Genomic DNA, 23,462 nt, shown 5'->3' with positions numbered 1-23,462 from the left:
AGCAAAAGATAGAGGAGCAACCTATGTTAGTGGTGTTATCACCTGCCAAAAATCTGGACTATGACTCACACGTACCGACGAACACCGCCACCCAGCCGGCGCTGATGGATGATACGGTAAAACTGGTTGAGCGTAGCCGCGAACTGTCACCGGCCCAGCTGGGCTCATTGATGAGTATCAGTGACAAACTGGCAGTGTTAAATGCTGAGCGTTTTGCTGACTTTAGTCTGCCGTTTACCGCCGACAATGCACGCCAGGCGCTGTTTGCTTTTAATGGGGACGTGTACAGCGGGCTTGATGCATATTCTATGCAACCTGCCACGCTTGAGTACGCGCAAGCGCATCTGCGCATTTTATCCGGCTTGTATGGAGTACTGCGCCCGCTGGATTTGATGCAGGCTTACCGGTTGGAAATGGGCACCAAGCTGGACAACGAGCGGGGCAAAGATTTGTACGCGTTTTGGGGCGACATCATCACTCATGCATTGAATAAAGCGCTGGCAGCACAGGGCGACAATGTGCTGGTGAACCTGGCGTCCAACGAGTATTTTAAATCGGTTAAAAAGAAACAGCTGGATGGCATGATTATCACGCCGCAATTTAAAGATAAGAAAAATGGCCAGTACAAGGTAATCAGCTTCTACGCCAAAAAAGCGCGTGGTGCCATGGCCCGGTTTATTCTGGAGAATCAGGTTGAGGATGTCGCCGGCCTGCAAGCCTTTAACTGGCAGGGCTATTACTACAGTGAAGAGGACAGCACCCAGACTGCGCCGGTGTTTTTGCGCGAAGAACAAGCATAATGTGAGTAAGGCTGGTGTTATTCCACCAGCAATTGCTGTTTAAAGCGCAAGGTTTGCTGGGTATCGCCATGCTGAATATCGATGGCAAACCGGAAGGTTTCCTGGTTGTTGAAGGACAGCGGAGCTAGATAGTAAACAGCCGGAGATTCTTCTACCTTTTTAAATTTCAGGCTGTGCTTGGTACCCAATAAATTGGTGGCGGTGCCCGAGACGCTGACCGTCTGCGGCATGCCTGACTCTTTGTCCAGCACGGTGATATTGACCAGGGCACTGTATTTACTGCGCACCAGGTCGTAGCGCTGAGCCACTTCAGGGGTCAAAAAGGTGGTGTTGATGACCATATAATGCACATCCCACGGCCCCAGGGTGGCTTTTTGTTCGGCTTGCGCATGGCTGCTGACCAGGCCAGCCAGCATACTTAACACAATAAAAAACCACCGGGTGTGTGGGATGTTCATGTTTAGGTCACCGTCTTTGGCCTAGACCAGGCCAAAGGTGTTCTGAAGTAAAATTTGAATAAATTGTAGTAAAACAATAGCCACTAATACCGAAAGATCAAGGCCGCCAATGGGCGGGATGATTTTGCGGATGGGGGCCAAAAACGGCTCGGTCAGCTGATGCAGTACATATTCAATGGGGTTGTTGCCTTGCGATACCCAGCTAAGGATGGCCCGCAAAATCAGCACCCAAAATATCAGCGAAAAGGCTTCTTTGACCACATCAATACAAGCAAACAATAGCAACACCAGGGGGTTGTTGATGCCCGGTCCAAACAGCGTGTATAAAATAGCAATCTTGGCAAAGGCCACGATCACCGCCAGCACAAAGGTAGCAGTGTCGAAGCGGCCGAGTGACGGGATCACACGGCGCAACGGGCCCACGATGGGGTGGGTGGCTTTGACCACAAACTGGCTCAAGGGGTTATAAAAGTCGGCCTGCGCCAACTGTAGCCACAATCGTAAAATCACCACCATGAGATACAAATTGAAAATGGTGGAGATCAAAAATACCGATGCGCTCATGCGTAATTATCCTGCCTGTAGTTAAAGTTGCTTGGCCATTTCTTCGGCGCGGGTGACTGCCGCCCGCATTGCTTTGGCAACAATGTCAGACAAGCCTTCGTCAATCAGTGTATTGACCGCTTCGGCAGTAGTGCCTCCTTTAGAGGTGACCTGGGCGCGCAATTCGCTCAATTCCAGATCCGGGTTGTTACACACCATTTCAGCCGCGCCTAGCATGGCTTGCTGAACCATAATACGGGCCGCGTCTTTTTCAAAGCCCATGTTCATGGCTTCTTCCTGCATGGCTTGCAGAAACAGAAAAAAGTAGGCCGGGCTGGAGCCAGCAGCGGCAATCACGCCATTAATATCATCTTCGGTTTGCGTCCAGACCGTTTCACCCACGCCATTCATCATGTCTTCGACATACTGGCGAGCCTCATCGCTGATACTGTCATCGGCATACAGGCCAGACATGCCTTTGCCCAGTAAGCTCGGCGTATTGGGCATCACGCGTACCACCGGGTAATCGCCGCCAAGCATTTCACGCAGGCGTTTGATGGGCAGACCGGCGGCAATCGAGATAAACAGTTTGCCTTCCAGGGCGTTATTTTCACGCAAGGCTTTACACATATCACCCATAATTTGCGGTTTAACAGATAAAACAATGGCATCGGCAAAGACACACGCCTCATCGTTAGATTGGGTGGTTTGGATACCAAACTCTTCACGCAATGCATCCAGTCGCTTAGTTGTGGGGTTGCTGGCTACGATGTGAGATGGATCGTATCCAGAGCTGATCAGGCCACTGATAATGCTACGGCTCATATTACCGGCACCAATAAAAGCGAGTTTTTTCTGTTGCATGGGGATCCTCAATGTTGATGTGAAAATGGGTGATCGTCACGAATCGGCGCGGGGGCCAAAGATGGCCGTGCCAAGGCGAACCATGGTGGACCCATGGGCGATGGCTGCGTCCAAATCACCACTCATACCTACGGATAGGGTATCAAAATTGCTCAGCTTTGTACGGTATTGGCCGAATAATTCTGCCAGCTGCGCCAGGGTGTCGGCTTGCTGCTGGTCGCTGACCCCGGTGGCCGGGATTGCCATCAGCCCGCGTAACTGCAGGCGCGGCATGTCACCGATAGCGTCAATTAGCTCCGGCAACTGCGCCGGTAGCAAGCCCGCTTTGCTGGCTTCCTGCTCCAGGTTGAGTTGCAGGCAGATATTGAGCGGCGCCATACGCGGTGGACGCTGCTCATTGAGCCGACGGGCGATTTTAAGCCGGTCTACCGACTGCACCCAGTCAAAATGTTCTGCCACCAGCCGGGTTTTGTTGGACTGAATCGGGCCAATCATATGCCACTGCAGGTCGGGTAAATCAGCCAGGGCCTGGACTTTTTCAACACCTTCCTGAACATAATTTTCGCCAAACAAACGTTGTCCCGCTTCATACGCTTGCCTGATATCAGATACCGGTTTTGTCTTTGATACCGCTAGTATTTGCACCGAATTTTTTGCACGATGAGCCTGAGCAGTCGCCTCATCTACCTGCGCGTAGGCTAATTGCAGTCGTTCTGCTATTGTTTGCATTGTGCACCTGACGATATGGAGATGTAATCGTGGATATTACCGAACTTTTAGCATTCAGTGTTAAGAATAACGCATCAGACTTGCACCTGTCAGCCGGCCTGCCGCCTATCATCCGGGTGGATGGCCAGATGCGGCGGTTGAATGTCCCCGAGCTTGATCATAAACAGGTCCAGGGCCTGATTTACGAGCTGATGAATGATGCGCAGCGTAAAGAATACGAAGAAAAACTGGAAGTCGATTTTTCCTTCGAAGTAAAAGACTTGTCGCGCTTCCGGGTTAATGCGTTTGTACAAAACCGCGGTGCGGCAGCCGTCCTGCGGACCATCCCGTCCCGGGTGCTGACTTTAGATGAACTGGGTGCGCCGGAAATCTTCAAACAGATCATCAATCAGCCTACCGGCCTGGTGCTGGTGACCGGGGCCACCGGGTCGGGTAAAAGTACCACGCTGGCCGCGATGATTGACCATATCAACACCTATAAGCGTGAACATATTCTGACTATCGAAGATCCTATCGAATTTGTTCACGATAACAAGCTTAGCCTGCTTAACCAGCGTGAAGTGCACCGCGATACCCGCAGCTTTAATGCTGCCCTGCGTTCAGCGCTGCGTGAAGATCCGGATGTGATTCTGGTGGGCGAGCTGCGGGACCTGGAAACCATTCGTTTGGCCATGTCAGCAGCCGAAACCGGCCACCTGGTGTTTGGCACCCTGCACACCAACTCAGCGCCTAAAACCATCGACCGGATCATCGATGTGTTCCCGGCCGAAGAAAAATCCATGATCCGTTCGATGCTATCAGAATCATTACGAGCGGTAATTTCCCAGACTCTGCTGCAAAAAATTGGCGGCGGCCGGGTGGCGGCCCATGAAATCATGCTGGGTGTACCGGCCATTCGTAACCTGATTCGTGAAGACAAAGTGCCGCAGATGTATTCGGTGATCCAAACCGGTCAGGCCCAGGGCATGCAAACCATGGAGCAAAGCCTACAGCGCTTGGTGGCCCAGGGTGTAGTATCCCAGCAGGATGCCGCCGCCAAAGCCATCGACAAATAATCATTCAGCATAAGGATCATCAGGGTGCTCACGCCATATTTAGAACAAGCTACAACCCAGGGGGCGTCAGATATTTTTATCACGTCTGGCTTTCCGGTCAGTGCCAAAATTAATGGTAAATTGACGCCGCTCAACGACACCGGTTTGAGTGCTGATGAGGCCAAAGCGCTGGTGCACAGCATCATGGAGCCGCGTTATATCGAGGAGCTCAATACTCACAAAGAAGCCAATTTTGCGGTGGGCATTGATGGGCTGGGCCGGTTTCGTTGCAGTGCATTTTGGCAGCGTGATGCCGTGGGCATGGTGGTGCGCCGGATTGTCACCGACATCCCCAAGGCCGACGCCCTCGGTCTACCGTCTGTGCTCAAAGATGTGATCATGAGCAAGCGCGGGTTGGTGTTAATGGTGGGGGCCACCGGCACCGGTAAATCCACCTCACTGGCAGCGCTGATTGACCATCGCAATCACAATTCCCACGGCCATATCCTGACCATCGAAGATCCCATCGAGTTTGTCCATCAGCATGGCCAGTGTGTGGTGACCCAGCGTGAAGTGGGGGTCGACACGCACTCGTTTGATGAAGCACTTAAAAGCTCGCTGCGCCAGGCCCCGGATGTGATTTTGATTGGTGAGATCCGCAGCATGGAAACCATGGAATATGCCATGTCGTTTGCTGATACCGGGCATTTGTGTGTGGCCACATTGCACGCCAATAATGCCAACCAGGCCATTGAGCGCATCATGCACTTAGCGCCTAAAGATTTGCACGATAAACTGCGGTTTGATTTGAGCCTCAACCTGCGCGCCATCGTGGCGCAACAATTGGTGCCCACCAAAAGTGGCGGGCGGGCTGCGGCTATCGAAATCTTGCTCAATTCTCCGTTTGTCAGTGAACTGATCCAAAGCGGCCGTATCGGCGAGCTCAAAGAAGCGATGAAAAAGAGCAAAGATATGGGCATGCAAACCTTTGATATGGCATTGTATGAACTCTATCAGCAGGATGTGATCGAATTAGAACAGGCGCTGCATCATGCCGATTCACCCAATGACCTGCGCCTGATGATAAAGCTGTCGTCTCAGGGGGGCTCAGAGCTGGGCTCACTGAGTAATGTGTCAATTGATATGGACTGATTATGCATAAGCTGTTTGGTAGCGATGAGCGCTTTTTGATTCAGCGCCTGCGCAGCGAACTGGAAGAAGCCGGGATCCCGTATTTGATTAAAAATGAATATGTGGGTGGCGCGGTGGGGGAGCTGCCGTGGCAGGATGTGCAACAAGAAGTGTGGTTGCTGGATGACAGCTGGTTGCATCAGGCCAGCAAAGTGGTCGAAAGCTTAAGTGAAGGTGGGCGTTGCTATTGCGAAAATTCTGACTGGCAATGTGAGCAGTGCCTGGAAATCAATGAAGGCGCCTTTGCCATCTGCTGGCAATGTCAGGCGCCCAAACATGAGCCATGCTGCCACCCGGTGGCAGCCAAGGCCGCCGGTGAAAAAGGCTAGCTGTACTGGTTTTCAGCCCAGCTGGTAAAGATCACACAGGCCGACACACTGTCGATTTTTTGCTTAGTCAGCTTTTTATAGCCGCCCAGCTCAAACAGCATGGCTTTGGCATCGGCGGTGGACAGCCGTTCATCCCAGGTTTCCACCGGGCGACGAAAGCGGCCATGCAGGCGGTTGGCAAACTTTTTGGCCCGCTGCGTCACATCCTGCTCGGTACCATCCATATTGAGCGGTAAGCCCACTACCACTAAATCCGGCTGCCAGTCATTATACAAAGTTTCAATTTGCTGCCAGTCCGGGATGCCGTCGTTGGCTTTTAACGCTGCCAGCGGCGAGGCGGTGCCGGTGACTTCCTGGCCGACTGCGACCCCAATACTGCGGGTGCCAAAATCAAATGCCAGCACGGTACGCTGGCCGGCCTCACGCATGGCCCACACCCGGTGTCAGCTGCCATACATCCACACCCAGCTTGTTTACTGCAGCCTGCCATTTGGCATGGATGGGAGTGTTGAACAATAAGTCCGTGTCGGCTTCTATGGTCAGCCAGGCATTTTCCTGCAATTCTTTTTCCAGCTGGCCGGCCGACCAGCCGGCATAGCCTAACGCAATCAGCGCGCTGTCCGGGCCTTTGTTCGTGCCGATGGCCGATAATATATCACGCGAGGTGGTCACCACAATGTTGTCCCCCAGCGTCAGGCTGGAACCCCACTGGCCCTGGTCAGAATGCAACACAAACCCGCGTTCCTGGCTGACCGGGCCACCGGCCAGCACAATCTGTTCGCGTTTATCCTCCGCCACGGTAAGATCTTTGTCGGTTTGCTCCAGCAAATCGGCCAGGTTCATGGTGGAAGGCTGGTTGATCACAATGCCCATCGCGCCATCCTGATTATGCTCACAGATATAGGTCAGCGAGCGCTCAAAGTAGGGATCATCCAGCGAGGGCATGGCAATTAGCAGATGATTTTGAAGGCTTTTCAACTCGGTCATGCAAGTCCTCACTTTGTGCGTGGCAGGCGACGCTCAATAGCATCAAAGAGCATGGCCATGATATTAACGTCAAAACTGGCTTCTATCTCTCTTACGCAAGTGGGGCTGGTTACGTTTATTTCTGTGACCTTATCGCCAATCACGTCCAGGCCCACAAACAACAAGCCCTGGTCACGCACCACCGGCGCAATCTTTTGCGCCAGCGCCAAATCTGACTCACTTAATGGCTGCGGCCGGCCGGTGCCGCCGGCGGCCAGGTTGCCGCGGGTTTCGCCCTTACCTGGCAAGCGCGCCAGTGCATAAGGCACCACCTCGCCATCTACCAGCAAGATGCGTTTATCGCCATCTTTGATTTGCGGCAAGTAACGTTGCGCCATCATGTAACGTTTACCCTTGGCGGTCAGGGTTTCAATCACCACGCCCAGGTTATTGCCATCATCTTTGATGCGAAAAATGGATGTGCCACCCATGCCATCCAGCGGCTTGCAGATAATATCGCCATGCTCGGCATGAAAGGCCTTGATACGGCTGGCGTCACTGCTGACCAGGGTGGGCGGAATATCATCTCCAAACCAGGCGGTGTAGAGTTTTTCATTGTAATCGCGCAGGGCCTGCGGATTATTGACCACCAATGCGCCGGCACGCTCGGCCAGCGACAAAATCTGTGTGGCGTATAAAAATTCACTGTCAAACGGTGGATCTTTGCGCATCAGCAGCACATCCACCTCACCTAAGTGAACAGTGTACGGCTCACCCAGTGCGTAAAAATCGTCAGCACGGTCGGTTACCGTCACGGTGCGGGCGGTGGCCATCGGTTGGCCGTTGTCTAAATACAGACTGCCCAGCTCAAAATACAGCACAGTGGCGCCGCGACGCTGGGCTTCCAGCATCATGGCGAAGCTGGTGTCTTTGTGCGGAGTAATATGGGCGATGGGGTCCATGACCACGCCAACCGAATAGCTCATAATAAGTTCTCGTTGTTTTGCTTGCTGTGGATATGGCACTACACTGACCGCTTTTCAAGTCTGCCTGCGGGCCGCTCAGAGATCGCCATGCAGGCTTTGCAGTACACTTAAACTGGCGATGGCAGCGGTTTCGGTGCGCAAAATACGCGGGCCCATTGAGACCGACCCAAAGCCACATTCCTGAGCCTGGTGAACTTCACTGTCGCTCAAACCGCCCTCCGGACCAATTAACAGCCGGTAGCCGTTGGTGTGGTAGAGGGTTTTGCTTAAGCTGTGGGTGGCGCCGGGTGCCAGTACCAGGCGTTGCTGGCGAGTGGGCTGGGCCAAAAACTGGCTTAAGGTTTGTACAGGATGTAGGGTGGTCAGGGTGTTACGGCCACTTTGCTCACAGGCGCCAATCAAAATTTTCTGCCACTGAGCAACTTTTTTCTCCCAGCGCTTATCATCCAGTTTGACCGTGCAGCGTTCGGTTATCAGCGGCGTGATTTCGGTCACGCCCAGCTCAACGCTTTTTTGCAGTACGGTATCCATGCGGTCGCCTTTGGAGATCCCCTGGCCTAAGTGCAGTGGCAACGGAGATTCCACTGACAATGACAAACAGGCATCCATTTCTACCGTCACTTCGCGCCGTGCCACACTGATCACCTGACCGCTGTACTCATTGCCATCGCCATTAAACAGCACGATAGGCTGATTGGCTTTTACGCGCAACACAGTGGCAGCATGGTGAGCAGCCTCTTTGTCCAGAGCAAATTCGGTATCCAGCGGAATGCTATCAGGGTAATAAAAGCGGGGTATGCGCATAATACTTGGTCATTTGAATAAAGAGGCGCAATCATAACGACTAAGGCCCCGATTACGCAATGTTTTCGGGGCCTTAGGGAAGTCTACTCAAAGTTGGCTGCTAGTTAACCGAAACCGGTTTAGAGCCCGCTTTTTTTGGCAAAGCGGTGATAGTGGCAGAAGAAGTATGAGTAGCATGACGTCTTGCGTGGATGGAGTTTTTGCCTTTGTCAGCTGACAATGCATATGCCAGCAGTAGGGATACAATGACAAAAAGCACTGTAAGAAATAACATTATCGTAATCCTTTGTTTTTCGTTGTAAAACGAAGCTTTACCCAGACCAGAACGGATCGAATCCACCTTCGACAGTCTGCCTGAAGATATTGCCGTGCTATAACAGCGCATCCCTTGGCTTAAGCACCACAACGGCCCCATATTAGTAACTCACACCCTAAGAATCCAGCGCTACCGCATGACAAATACAGACAAATTTTGTATCTGATTGAAAAACAGTACGTTGCAGATTTATTCTTAATAAAGGCGTACCATGAATACGTACTGCACCAAACGACGGTGCACATTAAAATGAAAAATTCGTAAGGTGTCGATTGATTGGTCAATACTCAGGTATAAAAACCGTACAATCAGGCACCTGTGCAATTGCGCAACAGCCAACAAGCCTGCTAGGTTAGGCACTATATTCTTCCAGTTACCAGAGGACTCACATGTATGGATGAGAATTTGCAGTTATTTACCGCTGACGACATCGAGATGTACGTCAACGAATATGCCATTCCATGGGGTATCAATATTGCCATGGCGATCCTGATTTTCATCATTGGTCGCATCGCCGTGAGCTTACTAATGTCCATGTTCCGCCGGTTGATGGCTAAATCCAAATACGATGAAATGCTGATCAACTTTATTGAGTCGATCTTAGGCGCCATCCTGATGCTGTTTGTGATTGTTGCCTCGCTTAATGAGTTGGGGGTCGACACCACATCTCTGGTAGCCATTGTGGGTGCCGCCGGTTTAGCCATCGGTTTATCGCTGCAGGACTCGCTGAAAAACTTTGCCGCCGGCGTGATGTTGCTGGTATTCAAACCATTTAAAGCCGGTAATTTTGTTGAAGCGGCCGGGGTAACCGGGGTTGTGCAAAAAATCGGGATTTTTCACACCACCATGACCTCGCTGGATAACAAAGAGATCACGGTGCCCAATTCCAAGATTTATGACAACAACATCACTAACTATTCAGCCAAAGACACCCGTCGCGCCGACATGGTGTTTGGTATCGGTTATGACGACGACCTCCGCAAAGCCAAGCGCATCTTAGAAGAAATGCTGGAAGCCGATGAACGGGTACTGGAAGACCCGGCCCCAGCAGTGGGTGTGATGGAGCTGGGCGACAGCAGTGTGAACTTCACTGTGCGTCCCTGGGTAAAGGCGTCAGATTTACTGAAATTCCGTTGGGAATTTACCGAAAATGTAAAACTGCGCTTTGACGAAGAAGGCATAACCATCCCGTATCCTCAAATGGATGTGCATTTTTACAAAGAAGCCGACAATGTGCAGGCTAAACCAGAACAGTCAGCCAACGCTAAAATCAACAGCGGCCCGGCCCATAGCTAATTGAATCGCTGAACAAAAAAACCGATGCACAGGCATCGGTTTTTTTATGTCCGGGGATAATTAACTGCAGGCTGGTTAGCGCTGGCAGGTTGGCCGATTTTGTGTGTTTTCGTAAACGGCTAAAGCTTGTGACATATTGGCCTGAAGATCATCGATACGGGTCGAAGGGGCAGGGTGAGTCGACATCAGCTCTGGTGGGCGTTGGCCGCCGCTGGCTGCTTCCATGTTTTTCCACAAATCGACCGCCTGACGTGGGTTAAACCCAGCCTGGGCCATCAGTTGCAGGCCAATCAAATCGGCTTCTGATTCATGGGCGCGGCTATAGGGCAGTTGCACACCTACCTGCACACCCAGGCCAATGGCGGCCATGATGGGACCGGTCTGGGCCACTTCGTTTGCTGCCAGGATCTGACCCACAGCCTGGGTCCCCATGTTAATCAGCGCGCCCTGCGACATCCGCTCATTGCCGTGTTCAGCGATTACGTGGCCAATCTCGTGGCCAATGACCGCTGCCAACTGGTGCTGGTTTTCGGCCACTTTCATCAGGCCGGTGTATACGCCGATTTTGCCGCCGGGCAAGGCAAAGGCATTGACCTGGTCTTCATCAAACACCACCACTTCCCACTGGCCGCTGTAGACACTTTGCGGTACATGCGGAGTCAGGGCCTGAGAAATACATTCAACATACTGGTTTTGCACAGGCTGGCGCGACACATCCTGTTTTTGCTTCATGTCAGTAAACGCTTGCTGGCCCATCTGCGCCAGCTGATCTGATGAAAACAGCAGCACCTGATTACGGCCAGTAGGCGAGGTGGCGCAGCTCATGGTCAGGCAGGTCAGGCCGGCCACCACGCAGGATTTGAACCATCCAGTCATAAATTATTCCTTACATTTTATAGGCTTAAAAAGTATTCCTGTTGCTTGCAGTGTACTGGTATCGCGGTTCGGAGACCAGTATTTTGCAGGCGCACAGTGGTGTCTGTGATTGCTCTTTATATGAGGCGGCCGGGCAGAGAGATTACTTGATGTGCGACGCGGTGCTGGTATGGGTAACCCGGGGCGGGCTAATACGAATGATTCATGACATTTATGCTGCAACGCGCTAAGCTAGCGGCTATTGATACCAGGTTCGCTGACCGCTGGGCATTTGTTGCGCCAGCCCCCGTGGGCACTGCCCTTTGGCGTTCCTGGCAGAGCGCCAGGCTGGCCGGGTGCCGGCCTTAACGTGACCGCAGCATAAAGAGAAACATATGGCAGCACAAATTGTAGTAAGCGGCGTCGGGGTGTGGAACCCTGAGCATACCATCACCAATGACGAGTTAGTCGCCAGTTATAATGCCTGGGCAGATCAATACAATGCCCAGCACAGCGCCGAAATCGACGCCGGCAGTTTAAGCGCCAAACCGCACTCCAGTGCCGAGTTTATTGAAAAAGCCTCAGGCATCAAACAGCGTTATATTTATCAAAAAGACGGCGCGCTGGATATTAACCGGATGCGCCCCAGCATCCCTGAGCGGGCTGAAGATGAATTGTCTGATCAGGCTCAGATCGCATTAGAAGCAGCCAAAAAAGCGCTGGCGGCAGCCAATAAATCTGCCAGTGAGGTGGATGCGGTGATTGTCTCGTGCGCTTACACCCAGCGCGCTTATCCGGCGATTGCCATCGAAGTTCAGCACGAACTGGGTATCAAAGGTTTTGGTTTTGACATGCTGGTGGCCTGCTCGGCCGCCACCTTCGGTATGCATCGCGCCTATGAGATGATTGCGGCCGGTAATGCCAAATGCGTGTTGGTCATCAATCCTGAGCTGGTCTCCCCGCAAATTAATTACACTGACCGCGACAGCCACTTTATCTTTGGCGACGTGGCCACTGCCACCGTACTGGAATCCGCCGAGACCGCCCAGGCCGAGCATGTGTATGAAATTTTGGGCACCCAGGCGCTGACTCAGTATTCCAGCAATATCCGTTCTAACTTTAGCTATATGTCGCGGGCTAACGATGTAGACCCGTACGGCGCGGATAAGCTATTCCACCAGGCGGGGCGCAAAGTGTTTAAAGAGGTCTGCCCGCTGGCGGCGGCGCACTTAGAAGAGCATCTGGCCCGCTACGAGATGGGCCCGGCTGATGTAAAACGCTGGTGGCTGCACCAGGCGAATATCAATATGAACACCCTGATTTGCAAACGTCTGCTAGGCCGTGAAGCCAGCGCTGACGAAGCGCCGATTGTGTTGGATGAATATGCCAACACAGCCTCGGCTGGCTCGATCATTGCGTTTGGCTTGCACCACACCGACCTGCAAAAAGGCGATGTGGGCGTGTTGTGCTCTTTCGGGGCAGGTTATTCCATCGGCAGCCTGGTGCTACGCAAAAAATAAAACCAGCGACGCGCAGGGACAGTTATGATTGCAGATATTGGATATGGCATTAATGCCCTGGGTTATCTGGGGCTGTTGCTGTTGTTATTCACCGTGCGCAAAGCCGGGTTGGCCAAAGATTTACTGGTGTTGGCCACGTTAGTGACCTTGAGCTGGTCACTGGGGCTGGTCACCATACTCTTTGGCCCTATCAGCATGCCGTTTTTGCTCAATGCCGATGCGTTTAAGATGCTGGTGTGGCTGTTGTTTTTGGCCAGCTGCTTGCGCGATGACTTTCCCAATCTGTGGGCGGTACTGCAGCGCCCGGCCACCGCGGTCATTCTCACGCCGCCCATCCTCACCCTGGTAGGGCCGGCATTGCTGCCCATCGCTCCATCGACCCACTTTTTGCTGATGACCGTGCTGGCGCTGGAAGTATTGATCCTGTTGGAGGTCATCTACCGCCAGGCCGGCAAAGACCGGTGGGCGTATAAACCGTTGGTGATATACCTGGGCGCCACCCATCTGTTTGAGTTTTTCACCTACATGAATGCCACCATGGTCAACCAGATTGGCTTAGGCTATATCGCCGCACGCGGCTATGTCTATTTACTGCTGCTGCCGCTGCTTATCATGGCCATCCGGCGCATCCGCCACTGGGGGGTGGATATCTTTATCTCCCGCCAGGTAGTGCTGCACAGCTCGCTGTTGATGGTAGCCGGGGCGTTTTTGTTTATTGTGGCGCTGGCCGGCTATGCGGTGAACTATTTTGGCGGCAACTGGGGCACCACCATTCAGATTTTGTTTTTTGCGCTGTCATTAACGCTGCTGGGCGCCGTGATCATGTCCAACAGTCTGCGTAACCGGGCCAAGGTGTTTATTGCCAAGCACTTTTTTGCCAACCAGTTTGACTATCGGGTGGAGTGGGTCAAGCTGACCAAGTCGCTTACCTCACAAACCAGCGGCATTCATGAGGTCTACGCCAACGCCCTGGTAGGCACCTGCGGGGCAATTAATTATGAAAGCGGGGTGCTGGTCAAAGTGGTTGCCGGCAACAATGTGGAACAGGTCGGCCGGCTCGGCCATGCCGATTTAAGCGAGGATGATCGCACGGTACTGCGCCATCTCATTCCGTTTTGTGCCAGCACCAGCTGGCTAATTGATTTGCAGGAGTATCAGGTCAACCCGTTTAATTACGAAGGCCTGACCCTGGACCGCGATATTGCCGCGGCCAGTGATTTTCATCTGGTGGTACCGCTGTTCAACCAGGAAGCCATCTGGGGCTTTGCACTGCTGCAAACCGCCGATGAAAAAGTCTCGCTCAACTGGGAGGTGCGCGATTATCTGCATGCGGTCAGTGAGCAGGTCACCACCTATATCCTACACAGTGAGGCAGCCAAGGCAGTGGCCGAAAATGCCCAGTTTGCCGCGTTTAGCCGGATGTCGGCTTTTGTACTGCACGATCTGAAAAATGTGCTGGCCCAGATTGACCTGATATTGTGCAACGCTGAGCAACACAAAGATAACCCGGAATTTATCGACGACACCTTTGAAACCCTGCATTATACCAAGGCTCGCATGGATAAAATGCTGCGCCAGCTGACCGAAAAAAAGGTGGTGGAAAAAGGCATCGATTCGGCCGAAACCCTATCCGGTATTGTTGCCCAGGTGATCGATAACCGCTGCCAGTCCATACTGCCTCTGCCACAATTAACGGTAGAAGAAGAACAAAGTGTGGTGGTGGATGCCGATAAATTTGCCAATGTTATCTATCATCTAGTAAGTAACGCGCAACAAGCCACCGAAGATGATGGGCAGGTCGATGTCCGGCTGGGCATTGATCACGACGAACAGGTACAGTGGGTTAGCATTACCGATACCGGTAGCGGCATGAGCGCCGAGTTTATTGAACAACGCCTATTCAAGCCATTTGACACCACTAAGGGTAATGCCGGCATGGGAATTGGCGCGTATGATGCAAAAAATTATATGGAATCGCTGGGCGGGCGTTTGCTTGTGACCAGCACGGAGGGTGAGGGAAGCTGCTTCAGGCTAGAGTTTCCGCTGCACTGACCCCCAACTTTAAGAACAGGAAGATAGGTACATGACGGATACAATACTTGTTGTGGATGACGATATGGGCATCCAAAAACAGCTGAAGTGGAGTTTTACCGACTACACCGTGGTGTTTGCCGATGACCGGGCTTCAGCGATTGCGCAACTGCGCCGCCATGAACCCAAGGTGGTGACCCTGGATTTAGGCCTGCCTCCTGATCCGGCCAATGCGTCGGAGGGCTTAAAAACCCTAGAGGAAATTATCGCACTGGCTCCGCGCACTAAGGTTATCGTGGTCACCGGCAATAACGATAAAGAAAATGCCTTAAAAGCCATCGAATTGGGCGCTTACGATTTTTATCAAAAACCGATTGATTCCGACACCATAAAACTGCTGGTCAATCGCGCGCAAAATCTGGCCAAACTGGAAGATGAAAACCGTATTCTGGCCAAAACCCGGCCGGGCATGGGGCGGATCATCGGTAACAGCGAAGCCATTCAGGCGGTGGTTCGTCGCGCTGAAAAAATTGCCAATACTGATATCAGCACCTTGCTGCTAGGGGAAAGTGGTACCGGTAAAGAAGTGTTTGCCCGCAGTATCCACGACCATAGCCCACGCAAAGACAATGCGTTTGTGGCCATCAACTGTGCTTCAATCCCGGAAAATCTGCTGGAAAGTGAGCTGTTCGGTTATGAAAAAGGCGCCTTTACCGGCGCTAACAAAACCACCCCGGGCAAGATTGAAAGCGCGCAGGGCGGCACCCTGTTTTTAGATGAAATCGGCGATATGCCGCTGGGCCTGCAAGCCAAAATGCTGCGCTTTTTGCAAGAACGCGTGATAGAGCGGGTTGGCGGGCGCATCGAGATTGCGGTGGATATCCGGGTTATTTGCGCAACGCACCGGGATTTGCAACACATGGTGGCCGAAGAAACCTTCCGTGAAGATTTGTATTACCGGATTGGCGAAATCCCCATCATGATCCCACCGCTGCGGGAACGGGATCAGGATATCATTTTGCTAGCCCGTACCTTTTTAAATCAATACCGCGAAGAATTTAACGCCAAGGCCAAGAGCTTTTCGGATGGTGCCATCAACGCCATGCTGGCGCACCGCTGGCCAGGTAATATTCGGGAGCTGCAAAATAAGCTGAAATCGGCGGTGATCATGGCTGAAGGCAGCCTTATCCATGCTGAAGATTTAGGCCTGATGGCGGCGAGCGGCAGTGCTGAGCCGGAAACCCTGAATTTACGGGAAGTGCGTGAACTGGCAGAAAGCCGGGCGATTCGCCGGGCTTATCAAACTGCTGACAAGAATATGTCAAAAACTGCGGAGCTGTTGGGCGTGACACGGCCAACCCTGTACTCGCTGATTGATAAGTACCACCTGGAAGATATCAAAACCGGCGCCTGAGCCGGCCGCCTGTCCACCCAGCCTGGCGCCTAGCTGCCAGGGTGGGCGGTGGGCCACATAATCGCCGCGCTGTTATTTAACGACGTGGCGACCTGGATCCCGCTCAGGGTGTATTTTTTGGCCAGCAGTGGTGCCACTGATCTGCTGTCATCTTCCTGCGGTGCCGCATTAATCACCCCTACCCAGCAATCACGGCCGGACAACTTGGCCGCATACAAGCAATCATCCACCATGGCAAACGCCTGCTCCCATTTGAGCCACAGTGGTGCGTGGGTCGACACCGGCAGCGCGCAAAAGCCTATGCTGCAGGTCGCCTGAATGGTGCTATCATCAATTAACACAAAGCGGTGCTGGCGTACCGCCTGGCGAAACCGCTCAACCAGTGTGGTCAGCGTGGTGCGGCAGGATTGCCGGCAAATCACTAAAAACTCCTCGCCACCCCATCGGATGCGTAGGTCAGTATCACGAAAGACTTCATTGATGATATCGGCAAATTGAACCAAAAAGCGGTCACCGTTGAGATGCCCGTATTCATCATTGATGCCTTTGAAGTGGTCAATATCAATCAAAAAACACAGCAGATCCGCCTGGCTTGGGTGGCTATTGGCTTCGGCGGTGGAGTAGGCATGCTGAGCACGTTTGATTTCGCCGGGCAGGCGGCTTTTTAGATAATAGCGGTTGTAAAGGCCGGTAAGCGGGTCACGCAGGCTGGCTTCTTCCAGTATTTTGTAGGCATTTTCCAGCTGCAGATTTTTTTGCTCCAGCTCCTGAGTACGCAGTTTGACCTGGGATTTGAGTAAGCGATTTTGACGCTGATGGGAGAGCCGCCCATACAGTAAAAACAAAAACATCATCAGTGATATAACCAAGCCTAAGATCAGCATATTGCGTAAATTGCGCTGCTCGGCCTGGGCCAGTTGCATGGCCTGGTCTTTTTTAAGCAGAGTGATGGACTGCGCCTGGCGCTCCAGTTGTAGCTGCGCACTTTGTTGCATCAGTAATTGCAGGCGGCCTTCGTCAATCATTGACACCGCCAATGCCTGGCCTTGCTCCTGAGCATGATAAGCCTGCTGATAGCGCCCCAGGCTAACCAGTAAGTCGGCTTTTTGCGCCAGCAGGTCTGCCTGCACACTGACCAGCCCCACTGTTTCGGCTTGTTCAATCCCGGCGGTCAAATGCGCCAGAGCTTCGTCGGGCTGGGCGGTGGCCTGCAACCCCAGCGCATACAAGCGATGCAGCGCCAGCTCCAGAGGCATCAGATTACGTTCTTTGGCAAAGTCCATAGCGGTGGCCAGGGCGGCAAAGCCTTTCTCGGCCTGGCCGGCTTCTACTTCCAGTAAGCCCAGTAAGCCGTGGGTAAGATGCAGCTCAGAAGCAGCATTGATCTGGCTAAACAAGGCCAGGGCCTCACCAAACCAGCGCCGGGCTTCATCGTGGCGCTCCTGGTGCAATCGTAAATGGCCTTTAGCTACCAGAGTACGGCCTAAAAAGAACCTATCAGGCACGGTTTGCAAGGTGTAATGGGCATCGTTGAGATATTGACTGGCCAGATTGTACTGTTTCATCTGCAAATAGGCGGTGCCGATGTAAAATAAAGCACGACCACTGATTTGCGGGGTTTCTGCCACGGGCTCGTCCTGCAGCACATGTTGCAATAACGACAGGGCCGCATCGATGCGGCCCTGGTTTAATAAGATGCTGCCCACCACCACTTTTTGTTCAGCCTGGGCGCTGCGTTGATGCACCTGGTAAAAACTGTTGAAGGCTTTGTAGGCCAGGCCTAGCGCCTCGGTAAATTCATAGCGGGCCTGGTGCAGCCGGGCCAGTTCGCTGAACACATGGGCCACGGCCGCCGGTTGTTGTAGCTGACCAAACAGAGTGAGGGATTGCTGGTAGGCGGTGGCAGCCTCATCATAGGCACTTTGCAACCGTGCAAAGCGACCCTGGTAAAAATAGGCACTGGCCAGCACATAGGAAGGCGAGGTGGAGTCTAGTTTAGCGATCAGCTGCTCCAGTTGGCTGGTGGCCTGGATGGGGTCGCGCTGCTCAAATTCATCCACCACGTCGACGAGCGCCTGGCAGCTGGCATCCTGGCATTCATCCAGCAGGCTCGCCTGTGCGCTGAAGCAAATGCACAACAGTAAAGCAACTAGGAAACCGGATGAATACATGACCTGAGTCATTAACCTTCTGACTGATTGTTAACTATTCGTAATCCACTATATAAGGAGCCTACCAGCTTATCAATTGAACAGTTCGAAGATTCTTCAATTGCCTGGTGTTTTTTCGCAACAGTCTGACAATACTACCAAAAATCTTTGCACTGAAACGCACGATCCACCCACAATCGAACCAGGCGTGAACGGGCCATACCACTTTGCTCGCTCAGTACGGATAATCGCTCAATGGTACTTTCGGTGAGCGTGAAGGTGGCCCGGCGCATCGGGCCAGGCGGTTCTGACTGGTTGGCCGCTGCAAGCTGGCCGCCGTGGGCATACAGATCGGCCCCGGCAATAAAGTCATCTACCGACACAGCGGCCGGTTTAGCCGATGGCGTGGATTTTTTGAGACTGCACAAACTCATGCGATGCTCCTGTAGCCCGGCTTAACAATTCATCTAAAATGGCCCGTACCTCGCCGGCAGCTTTGCCGTCAGGTTCGCTTTCCATCACTGACCGCCCAGACTCTTCCGAGTCGTCGTAGAGATTGCGGCTAAAGGTCACAGCGTCAAGCACTGGCACTTCAAACGAGCGGCACACATCTTTGGCTTCCAGTATCCGGCTGGCCAGCGAGGGCAGGGACGGGCACTGGGTGATAACAAACGCCGCGTTCATGCGCGGATTGACCATCTTGCAGGTGGAGAGCACATCTTCCATATGCGGCACGGTTTTTAAATCCCGTCGCTTGGGTCGTAGTGGAATCAGAATATGGTCGGCAACCGCCATAGACGAGCGTAATGCCAGATTATCCTGGCCGCCACAGTCAATCACCACATAATCGTAATGATTACGCAGGCTGAGCAGGTCGTTGCGAATTTTGCCATACAGCTGTACACAGTTGATGGCTGCCAGATCCGGATTGCTGGCACGTTCCTGGATCCAGTCAGATGTGGTGCGTTGGGGGTCGCAATCCACAATCAGCACATTGGCTTTTTTTTCTAAGCGTAGATACACCGCAATATTTTGGGCAAGACAGCTTTTTCCGCTGCCTCCTTTTTCGCCGCCCACTAAAATAATCATAATGACAGTCCTCAATGGTTTAACTACATTGGCACTGACTGAAAAAAGCGATCCGGCTGGCGGTTAGGCCAGCACCGACGATTGGGCAACCCCGCTGTCATACTGCATCATACAGTGAAGACCGGTGGCTTTGCGTCACGGGCTTTCGCACCGTTTTGCCTTTTTCTCAGCGTCGCCAGGGCATCCCTACTGGGTGGCACCCCATACCACCTCTCACTTGATAGTGTGGTATAAGTCCATACTAGCTAAGTTTTTTTTGCTAGCAGGCATGAGCGGTGATAGCCGCATATTAAATCATATACCTATACCCGCCCCGGCCCATGACCCGCGCACAGACCAGGTAATACCGCTAAGCCTACCTCAATACAAGCCCGGCTGGGCGTGCTATGCTGCGCGCCATACACATGCAGCTTATTTTAGGAGACAGGATCTTGCGATGGGGATTTCTGGGCCTGACCAGCATCATGCTGGCGGCTATCGCGACACCCGCTACCGCCTCGGTATCACAGGCGCTGGCTGAGTTTACCGCCTTGTACGAGCAGGAACTGGGCGGCACCACCCGCTGCCGTGAACCACAGGCCAATCGCTATACGGTATGCGCCAATGTGCTGCGTAACGAAGGTAATGCACCGTTTATAATGCATCACGACGCACCTACTGACAAAGTGGCGGTGCTGTTTCATGGCTTAAGCGATTCTCCCTATTTTATGCGCGGTATCGCCGGCAGCTTGTATGAGCAGGGCTTTACCGTGATTGTGCCCCTGCTGCCCGGGCATGGTTTGCGCGATGCTGATGCGGATATGCAGGACAGCCAGCTGGCCGAGCGCTGGCAAGAACATGTGGATGCTGTGATGAAGCTGGCCGGGCAATTTGGTCAGCAGCAATTTATCGGCGGCTTTTCCACCGGCGCAGCATTGGCGGTGGAACAATATCTGACCGAGCCGGGCGATATCAGTGCACTGATGCTGTTTTCCGGCGCGCTGGCATTATCCGAAAATGCCGAGCTGATGTGGAAAATCTGGGGCATAAAATGGCTGGCACGGATCATTGATGGAGACTATGACAGCCACGGCCCGAATCCGTATAAGTATCCCACTGTGGCCGGCTATGCCGGGCTGGAGCTGATGGACATAATAGCGTCTATTCGCGGCCACCTGGAGGCGGGAAAATCCATCGATGTGCCGTTGTTTGTGGCGCATTCGCAGGCGGATGCGACTACCCCGATCCGCGGGGTGGAGCAGTTACTCAGCCACAGCACTCAAACCAACACCTTTTTTCAGGTGGATGAAGCCTATGACCTGTGCCATGCCGATGTGCCGCTAAACAGCCGCCTGGTGGCGGACATGCATTTTAAAACTCAGCTGGTGAATCCGCGTGAGCGCTGCGCGGTGCCCAAGGCGAACCCGTTGTACCGACAGATGCTGTTTATGTTACGGGCATTTGTGCAGGCCAACACCGAGGCTGGCCCGCAACAATTTGATGGGAATCGGCCTAAGCCGTTTGAAGAGTTTATGCGCGACCAGAAAGCCGCCAAGGTCGCGGGTCAATAGCGCATCTAGTAAGGCAGGTAGAGCAGGGCGATTAAGCGCCCTGTTGTTGTGCCGCGTACTCTTCTACGGTTTGCCATACCCGCAGGAAATTTTCACCCAGCAAGCCACGGATGTCCTTATCGCTATAGCCGCGGTCCAGCAGGCCCTGCACCAGGTTAGGGTAGGCGGCTACATCTTTGAGGTCGGTTGGCAGCGAGTCGCCCACACCGTCATAGTCAGAGCCAATGCCCACATGCTCGATACCAATCAGTGACACCACATGGTCGATATGGTCGAGCACATCATCAAGGGATGAATAGGGATACGGATTTTGCTCGCGATACTGTTGTTCAAAGTCGGCCAGCCCTTCGGCATCTTTACCGTGTTCTTTGGCGTAGGCGTTACTGGCCTTGGCCAGGCCATCGCGCCATTTACGTGCTTCTTTGCTGACAAAACCAGAGCCAAAGTTGATCATCACAATGCCGTTGTTCTCCCCCAACGCCTTGATCATATCGTCACTCATATTGCGCTCAAACCCGGGGGTAAATTTGCGTAACGAGGAATGCGAGGCGATTACCGGCACCGCTGAAAGCTCCATTACCTGATAAAAGGCATCGTCTGAAACATGAGAAATATCCACCAGCATGCCAATATCATTCATCGCGGTGATCAGCTTTTTGCCAAAGGGACTTAAGCCTTTCCACTGGCGGCGCAGGTCGTAGGACGAATCACTGATATGGTTAGACTGGCTATGAGCCAGGGTAATATAGCGAATTCCGCGCGCGTAAAAATGCTCTAAATTAGCTAGTTCGCCCTGGATTGGCGAGCCATTTTCCATTCCCATGGGCAGCGAAATCAGGCCTTGCTTAAAATGCTCACGCACGTCGTTGGTGCTGCGGGCAATGGCAAATTTGTCCGGCGCGCGGTAGACCATGGCTTCTACAGAATCAATTAGCTGGTTAGCCAACTGGGTAGACTGGCTGGAGTTATCCAGCGAGGCAGGCACATAAATAGACATAAACGGCGCATTCAGGCCGCCGTGTTTGGCCCGCGGATAATCAAAATCGCCATCGCTGGTGGCCGATGTCACATCGGCCCATTCGTCAAAAATTCGGTAAGGCACATCAATGTGGCCATCCACGATAATATTCTGGGTGGCCAGCTGCTTTGCTTTATCACTTACTTCAATGGCCTGGGCCAGGCTGCTGGAAAGGCAAAGTGCCGCAGCCACGGCGCTGCTGATAAGCCCGCGATGTCCTGTCATACAGTAGAATCCTTATTTGTTATTGTTGATGGGTAGCGCGGCGCTGAACTAGCCAGCCAGCTTTATTTGCCGGCTGTAAGCTGCCGCATTGCCAGTGAGCAGATAGTGCCACGGTGGGGCGGCCCATTCAATATTGTTCACAAACCAGCCAGTAAGCGGGCTTGCTGCGAAAAAATGCTGTTAATTGCTTGTCATAAAAACTTAAAACTTGCTATGGTCTGGCAGGCGTGACTTACACCCGTAGATACGGGATACTGCCCGTCTCTGTCCAATATGCTGGCGACGGCCCGGCAGAGCGATTGTTGAAGTAAATATATGTGGTAATTTTTCTCATCGATTCTCACCGGCTGTGATACACAGCAGGCCAAGCAGGGAATGTGAAAAATGGCGCAGGAAGCCGCCTCCAATAACAATTACCACTCTTAACTGTTACGAGAAAAGATTATGGCGATTAATTATATCCCGCTCGATAAAGAAAAACATAAAGACACAAAAGTAGCGGTGAACAACAGCTTTGCGTATGCAAAGAAAACTCACCTGGCCGCAGCCTCTATCCGTGAGTTTGCGCAACTGGCATCGTCTATGCCGATTGTGTTTATCAAAGATCCTAATACCGAACGTCATCACGTAGTGGCGATGCTGGGTATGGAACAAAATCAAAACCTGTATCTGGCCTCAGATCGCTGGAAAGCGCCGCATGTTCCAATGAACATTATGCGTTACCCGTTCGACGTACGCCCTGATGGTGAAAAACTAGGTGTATACATCGACGAAAATAGCGACATGATCAGCGAAGACGGCCAGGCGCTGTTTACTGACGCCGGCGAGCCAACCGAGTTTTTGAAAAACCGTCAGCAGTTTTTGGCTGACCTGGCCAACAGCGAAATGCTGACTCAGCGTTTTATCAAGCAGGTAACTGAGCTGGAACTGCTGGAAGATATCCAGATCCGTCTGGCGTATAAAGACGGCAAACAGCGCAATGTCACCGGCATGATGAGCATCAACGAGAAAAAACTGCTGGAGCTGCCAGAAGAAAAAGTGGTTGAGCTGCACAAGTCTGGTTTCTTAGGTGCCATGTATGCGGTGATGATGTCATTAGGCCAGCTGAACCGTCTGGTAGAGCTGTCTAAAGATACCGACAACCCAATCCAGTCTATGCAACTGAGCAATGCACAGGCGCAGGCTCAGGCCGAAGGCCAGGCAGAAGCCACTGCACAATAAGCCTACTGCATGATGCAATAGTTAAAACGGGCCGCTCGGCCCGTTTTTTTATTCTTTTTCACTTATTTTTTTC

At 52.7% G+C, this 23,462-nt stretch carries 23 protein-coding genes and 1 riboswitch; of the genes, 10 read left to right on the top strand and 13 right to left on the bottom strand.

Annotated elements, in window-relative coordinates; all coding sequences use genetic code 11:
• The first annotated feature begins 23 nt into the window (after positions 1–23).
• Positions 24–800, top strand: a complete 777-nt coding sequence (yaaA, locus tag ACTUJZ_RS11740; protein ID WP_463636503.1) for a peroxide stress protein YaaA — start codon at positions 24–26, stop codon at positions 798–800.
• 17 nt (positions 801–817) lie between these two features.
• Here yaaA and ACTUJZ_RS11735 read toward each other — a convergent pair whose 3' ends face one another.
• The 4 genes from ACTUJZ_RS11735 to ACTUJZ_RS11720 form a co-directional block, all read right to left on the bottom strand.
• Positions 818–1,216 carry a DUF4426 domain-containing protein gene (locus ACTUJZ_RS11735; protein WP_463636578.1) on the bottom strand — a complete coding sequence of 133 codons (399 nt, stop codon included), beginning with the start codon at positions 1,214–1,216 and terminating at the stop codon, positions 818–820.
• A 63-nt stretch (positions 1,217–1,279) separates the two neighbouring features.
• Positions 1,280–1,822 carry a YggT family protein gene (locus ACTUJZ_RS11730; protein ID WP_463636502.1) on the bottom strand — a complete coding sequence of 181 codons (543 nt, stop codon included), beginning with the start codon at positions 1,820–1,822 and terminating at the stop codon, positions 1,280–1,282.
• Positions 1,823–1,843: 21 nt separating this feature from the next.
• Positions 1,844–2,665, bottom strand: coding sequence for a pyrroline-5-carboxylate reductase (gene proC / locus ACTUJZ_RS11725; RefSeq protein ID WP_463636501.1), 822 nt, complete (start codon positions 2,663–2,665; stop codon positions 1,844–1,846).
• A gap of 36 nt (positions 2,666–2,701) precedes the next feature.
• The gene (locus ACTUJZ_RS11720; RefSeq protein ID WP_463636500.1) at positions 2,702–3,394 is read right to left on the bottom strand and encodes a YggS family pyridoxal phosphate-dependent enzyme; all 693 of its coding nucleotides are present in this window, start codon (positions 3,392–3,394) and stop codon (positions 2,702–2,704) included.
• A gap of 29 nt (positions 3,395–3,423) precedes the next feature.
• On the opposite strand from ACTUJZ_RS11720, the gene ACTUJZ_RS11715 reads away from it, so the two are divergent.
• Genes ACTUJZ_RS11715 through ACTUJZ_RS11705 form a run of 3 tightly spaced genes read left to right on the top strand, consistent with a single transcriptional unit; the run spans position 3,424 to position 5,948 of the window.
• Entirely contained in the window at positions 3,424–4,449 is a 1,026-nt protein-coding gene (locus ACTUJZ_RS11715) for a type IV pilus twitching motility protein PilT (protein WP_463636499.1), read from the top strand.
• Positions 4,450–4,473: 24 nt separating this feature from the next.
• On the top strand, positions 4,474–5,580 hold the full coding sequence (locus ACTUJZ_RS11710) for a PilT/PilU family type 4a pilus ATPase (protein ID WP_463636498.1): 1,107 nt from the start codon (positions 4,474–4,476) through the stop codon (positions 5,578–5,580).
• Positions 5,581–5,582: 2 nt separating this feature from the next.
• On the top strand, positions 5,583–5,948 hold the full coding sequence (locus tag ACTUJZ_RS11705) for a putative signal transducing protein (RefSeq protein ID WP_463636497.1): 366 nt from the start codon (positions 5,583–5,585) through the stop codon (positions 5,946–5,948).
• On the opposite strand, the gene ruvX is transcribed toward ACTUJZ_RS11705, so the two are convergent.
• From ruvX to ACTUJZ_RS11685, 4 genes are all read right to left on the bottom strand, one after another.
• Positions 5,945–6,376 (bottom strand): Holliday junction resolvase RuvX, encoded by a 432-nt coding sequence (ruvX, locus tag ACTUJZ_RS11700; protein WP_463636496.1) that lies wholly within the window; start codon positions 6,374–6,376, stop codon positions 5,945–5,947. The genes ACTUJZ_RS11705 and ruvX overlap by 4 nt on opposite strands.
• Positions 6,369–6,935, bottom strand: coding sequence for a YqgE/AlgH family protein (locus ACTUJZ_RS11695; protein ID WP_463636495.1), 567 nt, complete (start codon positions 6,933–6,935; stop codon positions 6,369–6,371). Before ACTUJZ_RS11695 ends, ruvX begins: the two co-directional genes overlap by 8 nt.
• A gap of 8 nt (positions 6,936–6,943) precedes the next feature.
• Positions 6,944–7,900 (bottom strand): glutathione synthase, encoded by a 957-nt coding sequence (gene gshB, locus ACTUJZ_RS11690; protein WP_463636494.1) that lies wholly within the window; start codon positions 7,898–7,900, stop codon positions 6,944–6,946.
• A gap of 75 nt (positions 7,901–7,975) precedes the next feature.
• Positions 7,976–8,704 carry a 16S rRNA (uracil(1498)-N(3))-methyltransferase gene (locus tag ACTUJZ_RS11685; protein WP_463636493.1) on the bottom strand — a complete coding sequence of 243 codons (729 nt, stop codon included), beginning with the start codon at positions 8,702–8,704 and terminating at the stop codon, positions 7,976–7,978.
• A gap of 709 nt (positions 8,705–9,413) precedes the next feature.
• Between ACTUJZ_RS11685 and ACTUJZ_RS11680 the strand changes: the two genes are divergently transcribed.
• Positions 9,414–10,316 (top strand): mechanosensitive ion channel family protein, encoded by a 903-nt coding sequence (locus tag ACTUJZ_RS11680; RefSeq protein WP_463636492.1) that lies wholly within the window; start codon positions 9,414–9,416, stop codon positions 10,314–10,316.
• Between the two features lie 75 nt (positions 10,317–10,391).
• Here ACTUJZ_RS11680 and ACTUJZ_RS11675 read toward each other — a convergent pair whose 3' ends face one another.
• Complete coding sequence (locus ACTUJZ_RS11675; protein ID WP_463636491.1) at positions 10,392–11,192, bottom strand: M48 family metallopeptidase; 801 nt, start codon at positions 11,190–11,192, stop codon at positions 10,392–10,394.
• A 374-nt stretch (positions 11,193–11,566) separates the two neighbouring features.
• Here ACTUJZ_RS11675 and ACTUJZ_RS11670 point away from each other — a divergent pair, with 374 nt between their 5' ends.
• Genes ACTUJZ_RS11670 through prsR form a run of 3 tightly spaced genes read left to right on the top strand, consistent with a single transcriptional unit; the run spans position 11,567 to position 16,136 of the window.
• Positions 11,567–12,691: a beta-ketoacyl-ACP synthase III gene (locus ACTUJZ_RS11670; protein ID WP_463636490.1), complete on the top strand. Its 1,125-nt coding sequence runs from the start codon at positions 11,567–11,569 to the stop codon at positions 12,689–12,691.
• 24 nt (positions 12,692–12,715) lie between these two features.
• On the top strand, positions 12,716–14,743 hold the full coding sequence (gene prsK, locus ACTUJZ_RS11665; RefSeq protein ID WP_463636489.1) for an XrtA/PEP-CTERM system histidine kinase PrsK: 2,028 nt from the start codon (positions 12,716–12,718) through the stop codon (positions 14,741–14,743).
• 31 nt (positions 14,744–14,774) lie between these two features.
• Positions 14,775–16,136: a PEP-CTERM-box response regulator transcription factor gene (gene prsR / locus ACTUJZ_RS11660; RefSeq protein ID WP_463636488.1), complete on the top strand. Its 1,362-nt coding sequence runs from the start codon at positions 14,775–14,777 to the stop codon at positions 16,134–16,136.
• 29 nt (positions 16,137–16,165) lie between these two features.
• On the opposite strand, the gene ACTUJZ_RS11655 is transcribed toward prsR, so the two are convergent.
• From ACTUJZ_RS11655 to ACTUJZ_RS11645, 3 genes are all read right to left on the bottom strand, one after another.
• Positions 16,166–18,319 (bottom strand): diguanylate cyclase, encoded by a 2,154-nt coding sequence (locus tag ACTUJZ_RS11655; RefSeq protein WP_463636487.1) that lies wholly within the window; start codon positions 18,317–18,319, stop codon positions 16,166–16,168.
• Between the two features lie 122 nt (positions 18,320–18,441).
• Positions 18,442–18,720, bottom strand: coding sequence for a replication protein RepA (locus ACTUJZ_RS11650; RefSeq protein ID WP_463636486.1), 279 nt, complete (start codon positions 18,718–18,720; stop codon positions 18,442–18,444).
• A complete protein-coding gene (locus ACTUJZ_RS11645; protein ID WP_463636485.1) occupies positions 18,680–19,375 on the bottom strand; it encodes an AAA family ATPase in 696 nt (231 codons plus the stop codon). Before ACTUJZ_RS11645 ends, ACTUJZ_RS11650 begins: the two co-directional genes overlap by 41 nt.
• An 81-nt stretch (positions 19,376–19,456) precedes the next feature.
• Positions 19,457–19,545, bottom strand: a riboswitch (cyclic di-GMP riboswitch).
• A gap of 261 nt (positions 19,546–19,806) precedes the next feature.
• On the opposite strand from ACTUJZ_RS11645, the gene ACTUJZ_RS11640 reads away from it, so the two are divergent.
• Positions 19,807–20,925, top strand: coding sequence for an alpha/beta hydrolase (locus ACTUJZ_RS11640; protein WP_463636484.1), 1,119 nt, complete (start codon positions 19,807–19,809; stop codon positions 20,923–20,925).
• A gap of 31 nt (positions 20,926–20,956) precedes the next feature.
• Here the strand turns inward: ACTUJZ_RS11640 and ACTUJZ_RS11635 are convergent, their stop codons facing one another.
• A complete protein-coding gene (locus ACTUJZ_RS11635; protein ID WP_463636483.1) occupies positions 20,957–22,168 on the bottom strand; it encodes a dipeptidase in 1,212 nt (403 codons plus the stop codon).
• Positions 22,169–22,612: 444 nt separating this feature from the next.
• Here ACTUJZ_RS11635 and ACTUJZ_RS11630 point away from each other — a divergent pair, with 444 nt between their 5' ends.
• Positions 22,613–23,389 carry a SapC family protein gene (locus tag ACTUJZ_RS11630; RefSeq protein ID WP_463636482.1) on the top strand — a complete coding sequence of 259 codons (777 nt, stop codon included), beginning with the start codon at positions 22,613–22,615 and terminating at the stop codon, positions 23,387–23,389.
• The last annotated feature ends 73 nt before the right edge of the window (positions 23,390–23,462 follow it).

The sequence above is a fragment of the Alteromonas sp. WD8-37 genome, assembly GCF_055326825.1.
This window is presented reverse-complemented; position numbering and strand designations above follow the sequence as displayed.

Bases quoted from the DNA above. Each gene is read 5' to 3' on its own strand.
- ACTUJZ_RS11720 (WP_463636500.1), bottom strand. From the start codon at position 3,394: ATGCAAACAATAGCAGAACGACTGCAATTAGCCTACGCGCAGGTAGAT.
- ACTUJZ_RS11645 (WP_463636485.1), bottom strand. From the start codon at position 19,375: ATGATTATTTTAGTGGGCGGCGAAAAAGGAGGCAGCGGAAAAAGCTGT.
- ACTUJZ_RS11730 (WP_463636502.1), bottom strand. From the start codon at position 1,822: ATGAGCGCATCGGTATTTTTGATCTCCACCATTTTCAATTTGTATCTC.
- ACTUJZ_RS11685 (WP_463636493.1), bottom strand. From the start codon at position 8,704: ATGCGCATACCCCGCTTTTATTACCCTGATAGCATTCCGCTGGATACC.
- ACTUJZ_RS11650 (WP_463636486.1), bottom strand. From the start codon at position 18,720: ATGAGTTTGTGCAGTCTCAAAAAATCCACGCCATCGGCTAAACCGGCC.
- ACTUJZ_RS11705 (WP_463636497.1), top strand. From the start codon at position 5,583: ATGCATAAGCTGTTTGGTAGCGATGAGCGCTTTTTGATTCAGCGCCTG.
- ACTUJZ_RS11670 (WP_463636490.1), top strand. From the start codon at position 11,567: ATGGCAGCACAAATTGTAGTAAGCGGCGTCGGGGTGTGGAACCCTGAG.
- ACTUJZ_RS11680 (WP_463636492.1), top strand. From the start codon at position 9,414: ATGGATGAGAATTTGCAGTTATTTACCGCTGACGACATCGAGATGTAC.
- ACTUJZ_RS11630 (WP_463636482.1), top strand. From the start codon at position 22,613: ATGGCGATTAATTATATCCCGCTCGATAAAGAAAAACATAAAGACACA.
- ACTUJZ_RS11655 (WP_463636487.1), bottom strand. From the start codon at position 18,319: ATGACTCAGGTCATGTATTCATCCGGTTTCCTAGTTGCTTTACTGTTG.
- ACTUJZ_RS11635 (WP_463636483.1), bottom strand. From the start codon at position 22,168: ATGACAGGACATCGCGGGCTTATCAGCAGCGCCGTGGCTGCGGCACTT.
- prsK (WP_463636489.1), top strand. From the start codon at position 12,716: ATGATTGCAGATATTGGATATGGCATTAATGCCCTGGGTTATCTGGGG.
- yaaA (WP_463636503.1), top strand. From the start codon at position 24: ATGTTAGTGGTGTTATCACCTGCCAAAAATCTGGACTATGACTCACAC.
- prsR (WP_463636488.1), top strand. From the start codon at position 14,775: ATGACGGATACAATACTTGTTGTGGATGACGATATGGGCATCCAAAAA.
- ACTUJZ_RS11695 (WP_463636495.1), bottom strand. From the start codon at position 6,935: ATGACCGAGTTGAAAAGCCTTCAAAATCATCTGCTAATTGCCATGCCC.
- ACTUJZ_RS11735 (WP_463636578.1), bottom strand. From the start codon at position 1,216: ATGCTGGCTGGCCTGGTCAGCAGCCATGCGCAAGCCGAACAAAAAGCC.
- proC (WP_463636501.1), bottom strand. From the start codon at position 2,665: ATGCAACAGAAAAAACTCGCTTTTATTGGTGCCGGTAATATGAGCCGT.
- ruvX (WP_463636496.1), bottom strand. From the start codon at position 6,376: ATGCGTGAGGCCGGCCAGCGTACCGTGCTGGCATTTGATTTTGGCACC.
- gshB (WP_463636494.1), bottom strand. From the start codon at position 7,900: ATGAGCTATTCGGTTGGCGTGGTCATGGACCCCATCGCCCATATTACT.
- ACTUJZ_RS11675 (WP_463636491.1), bottom strand. From the start codon at position 11,192: ATGACTGGATGGTTCAAATCCTGCGTGGTGGCCGGCCTGACCTGCCTG.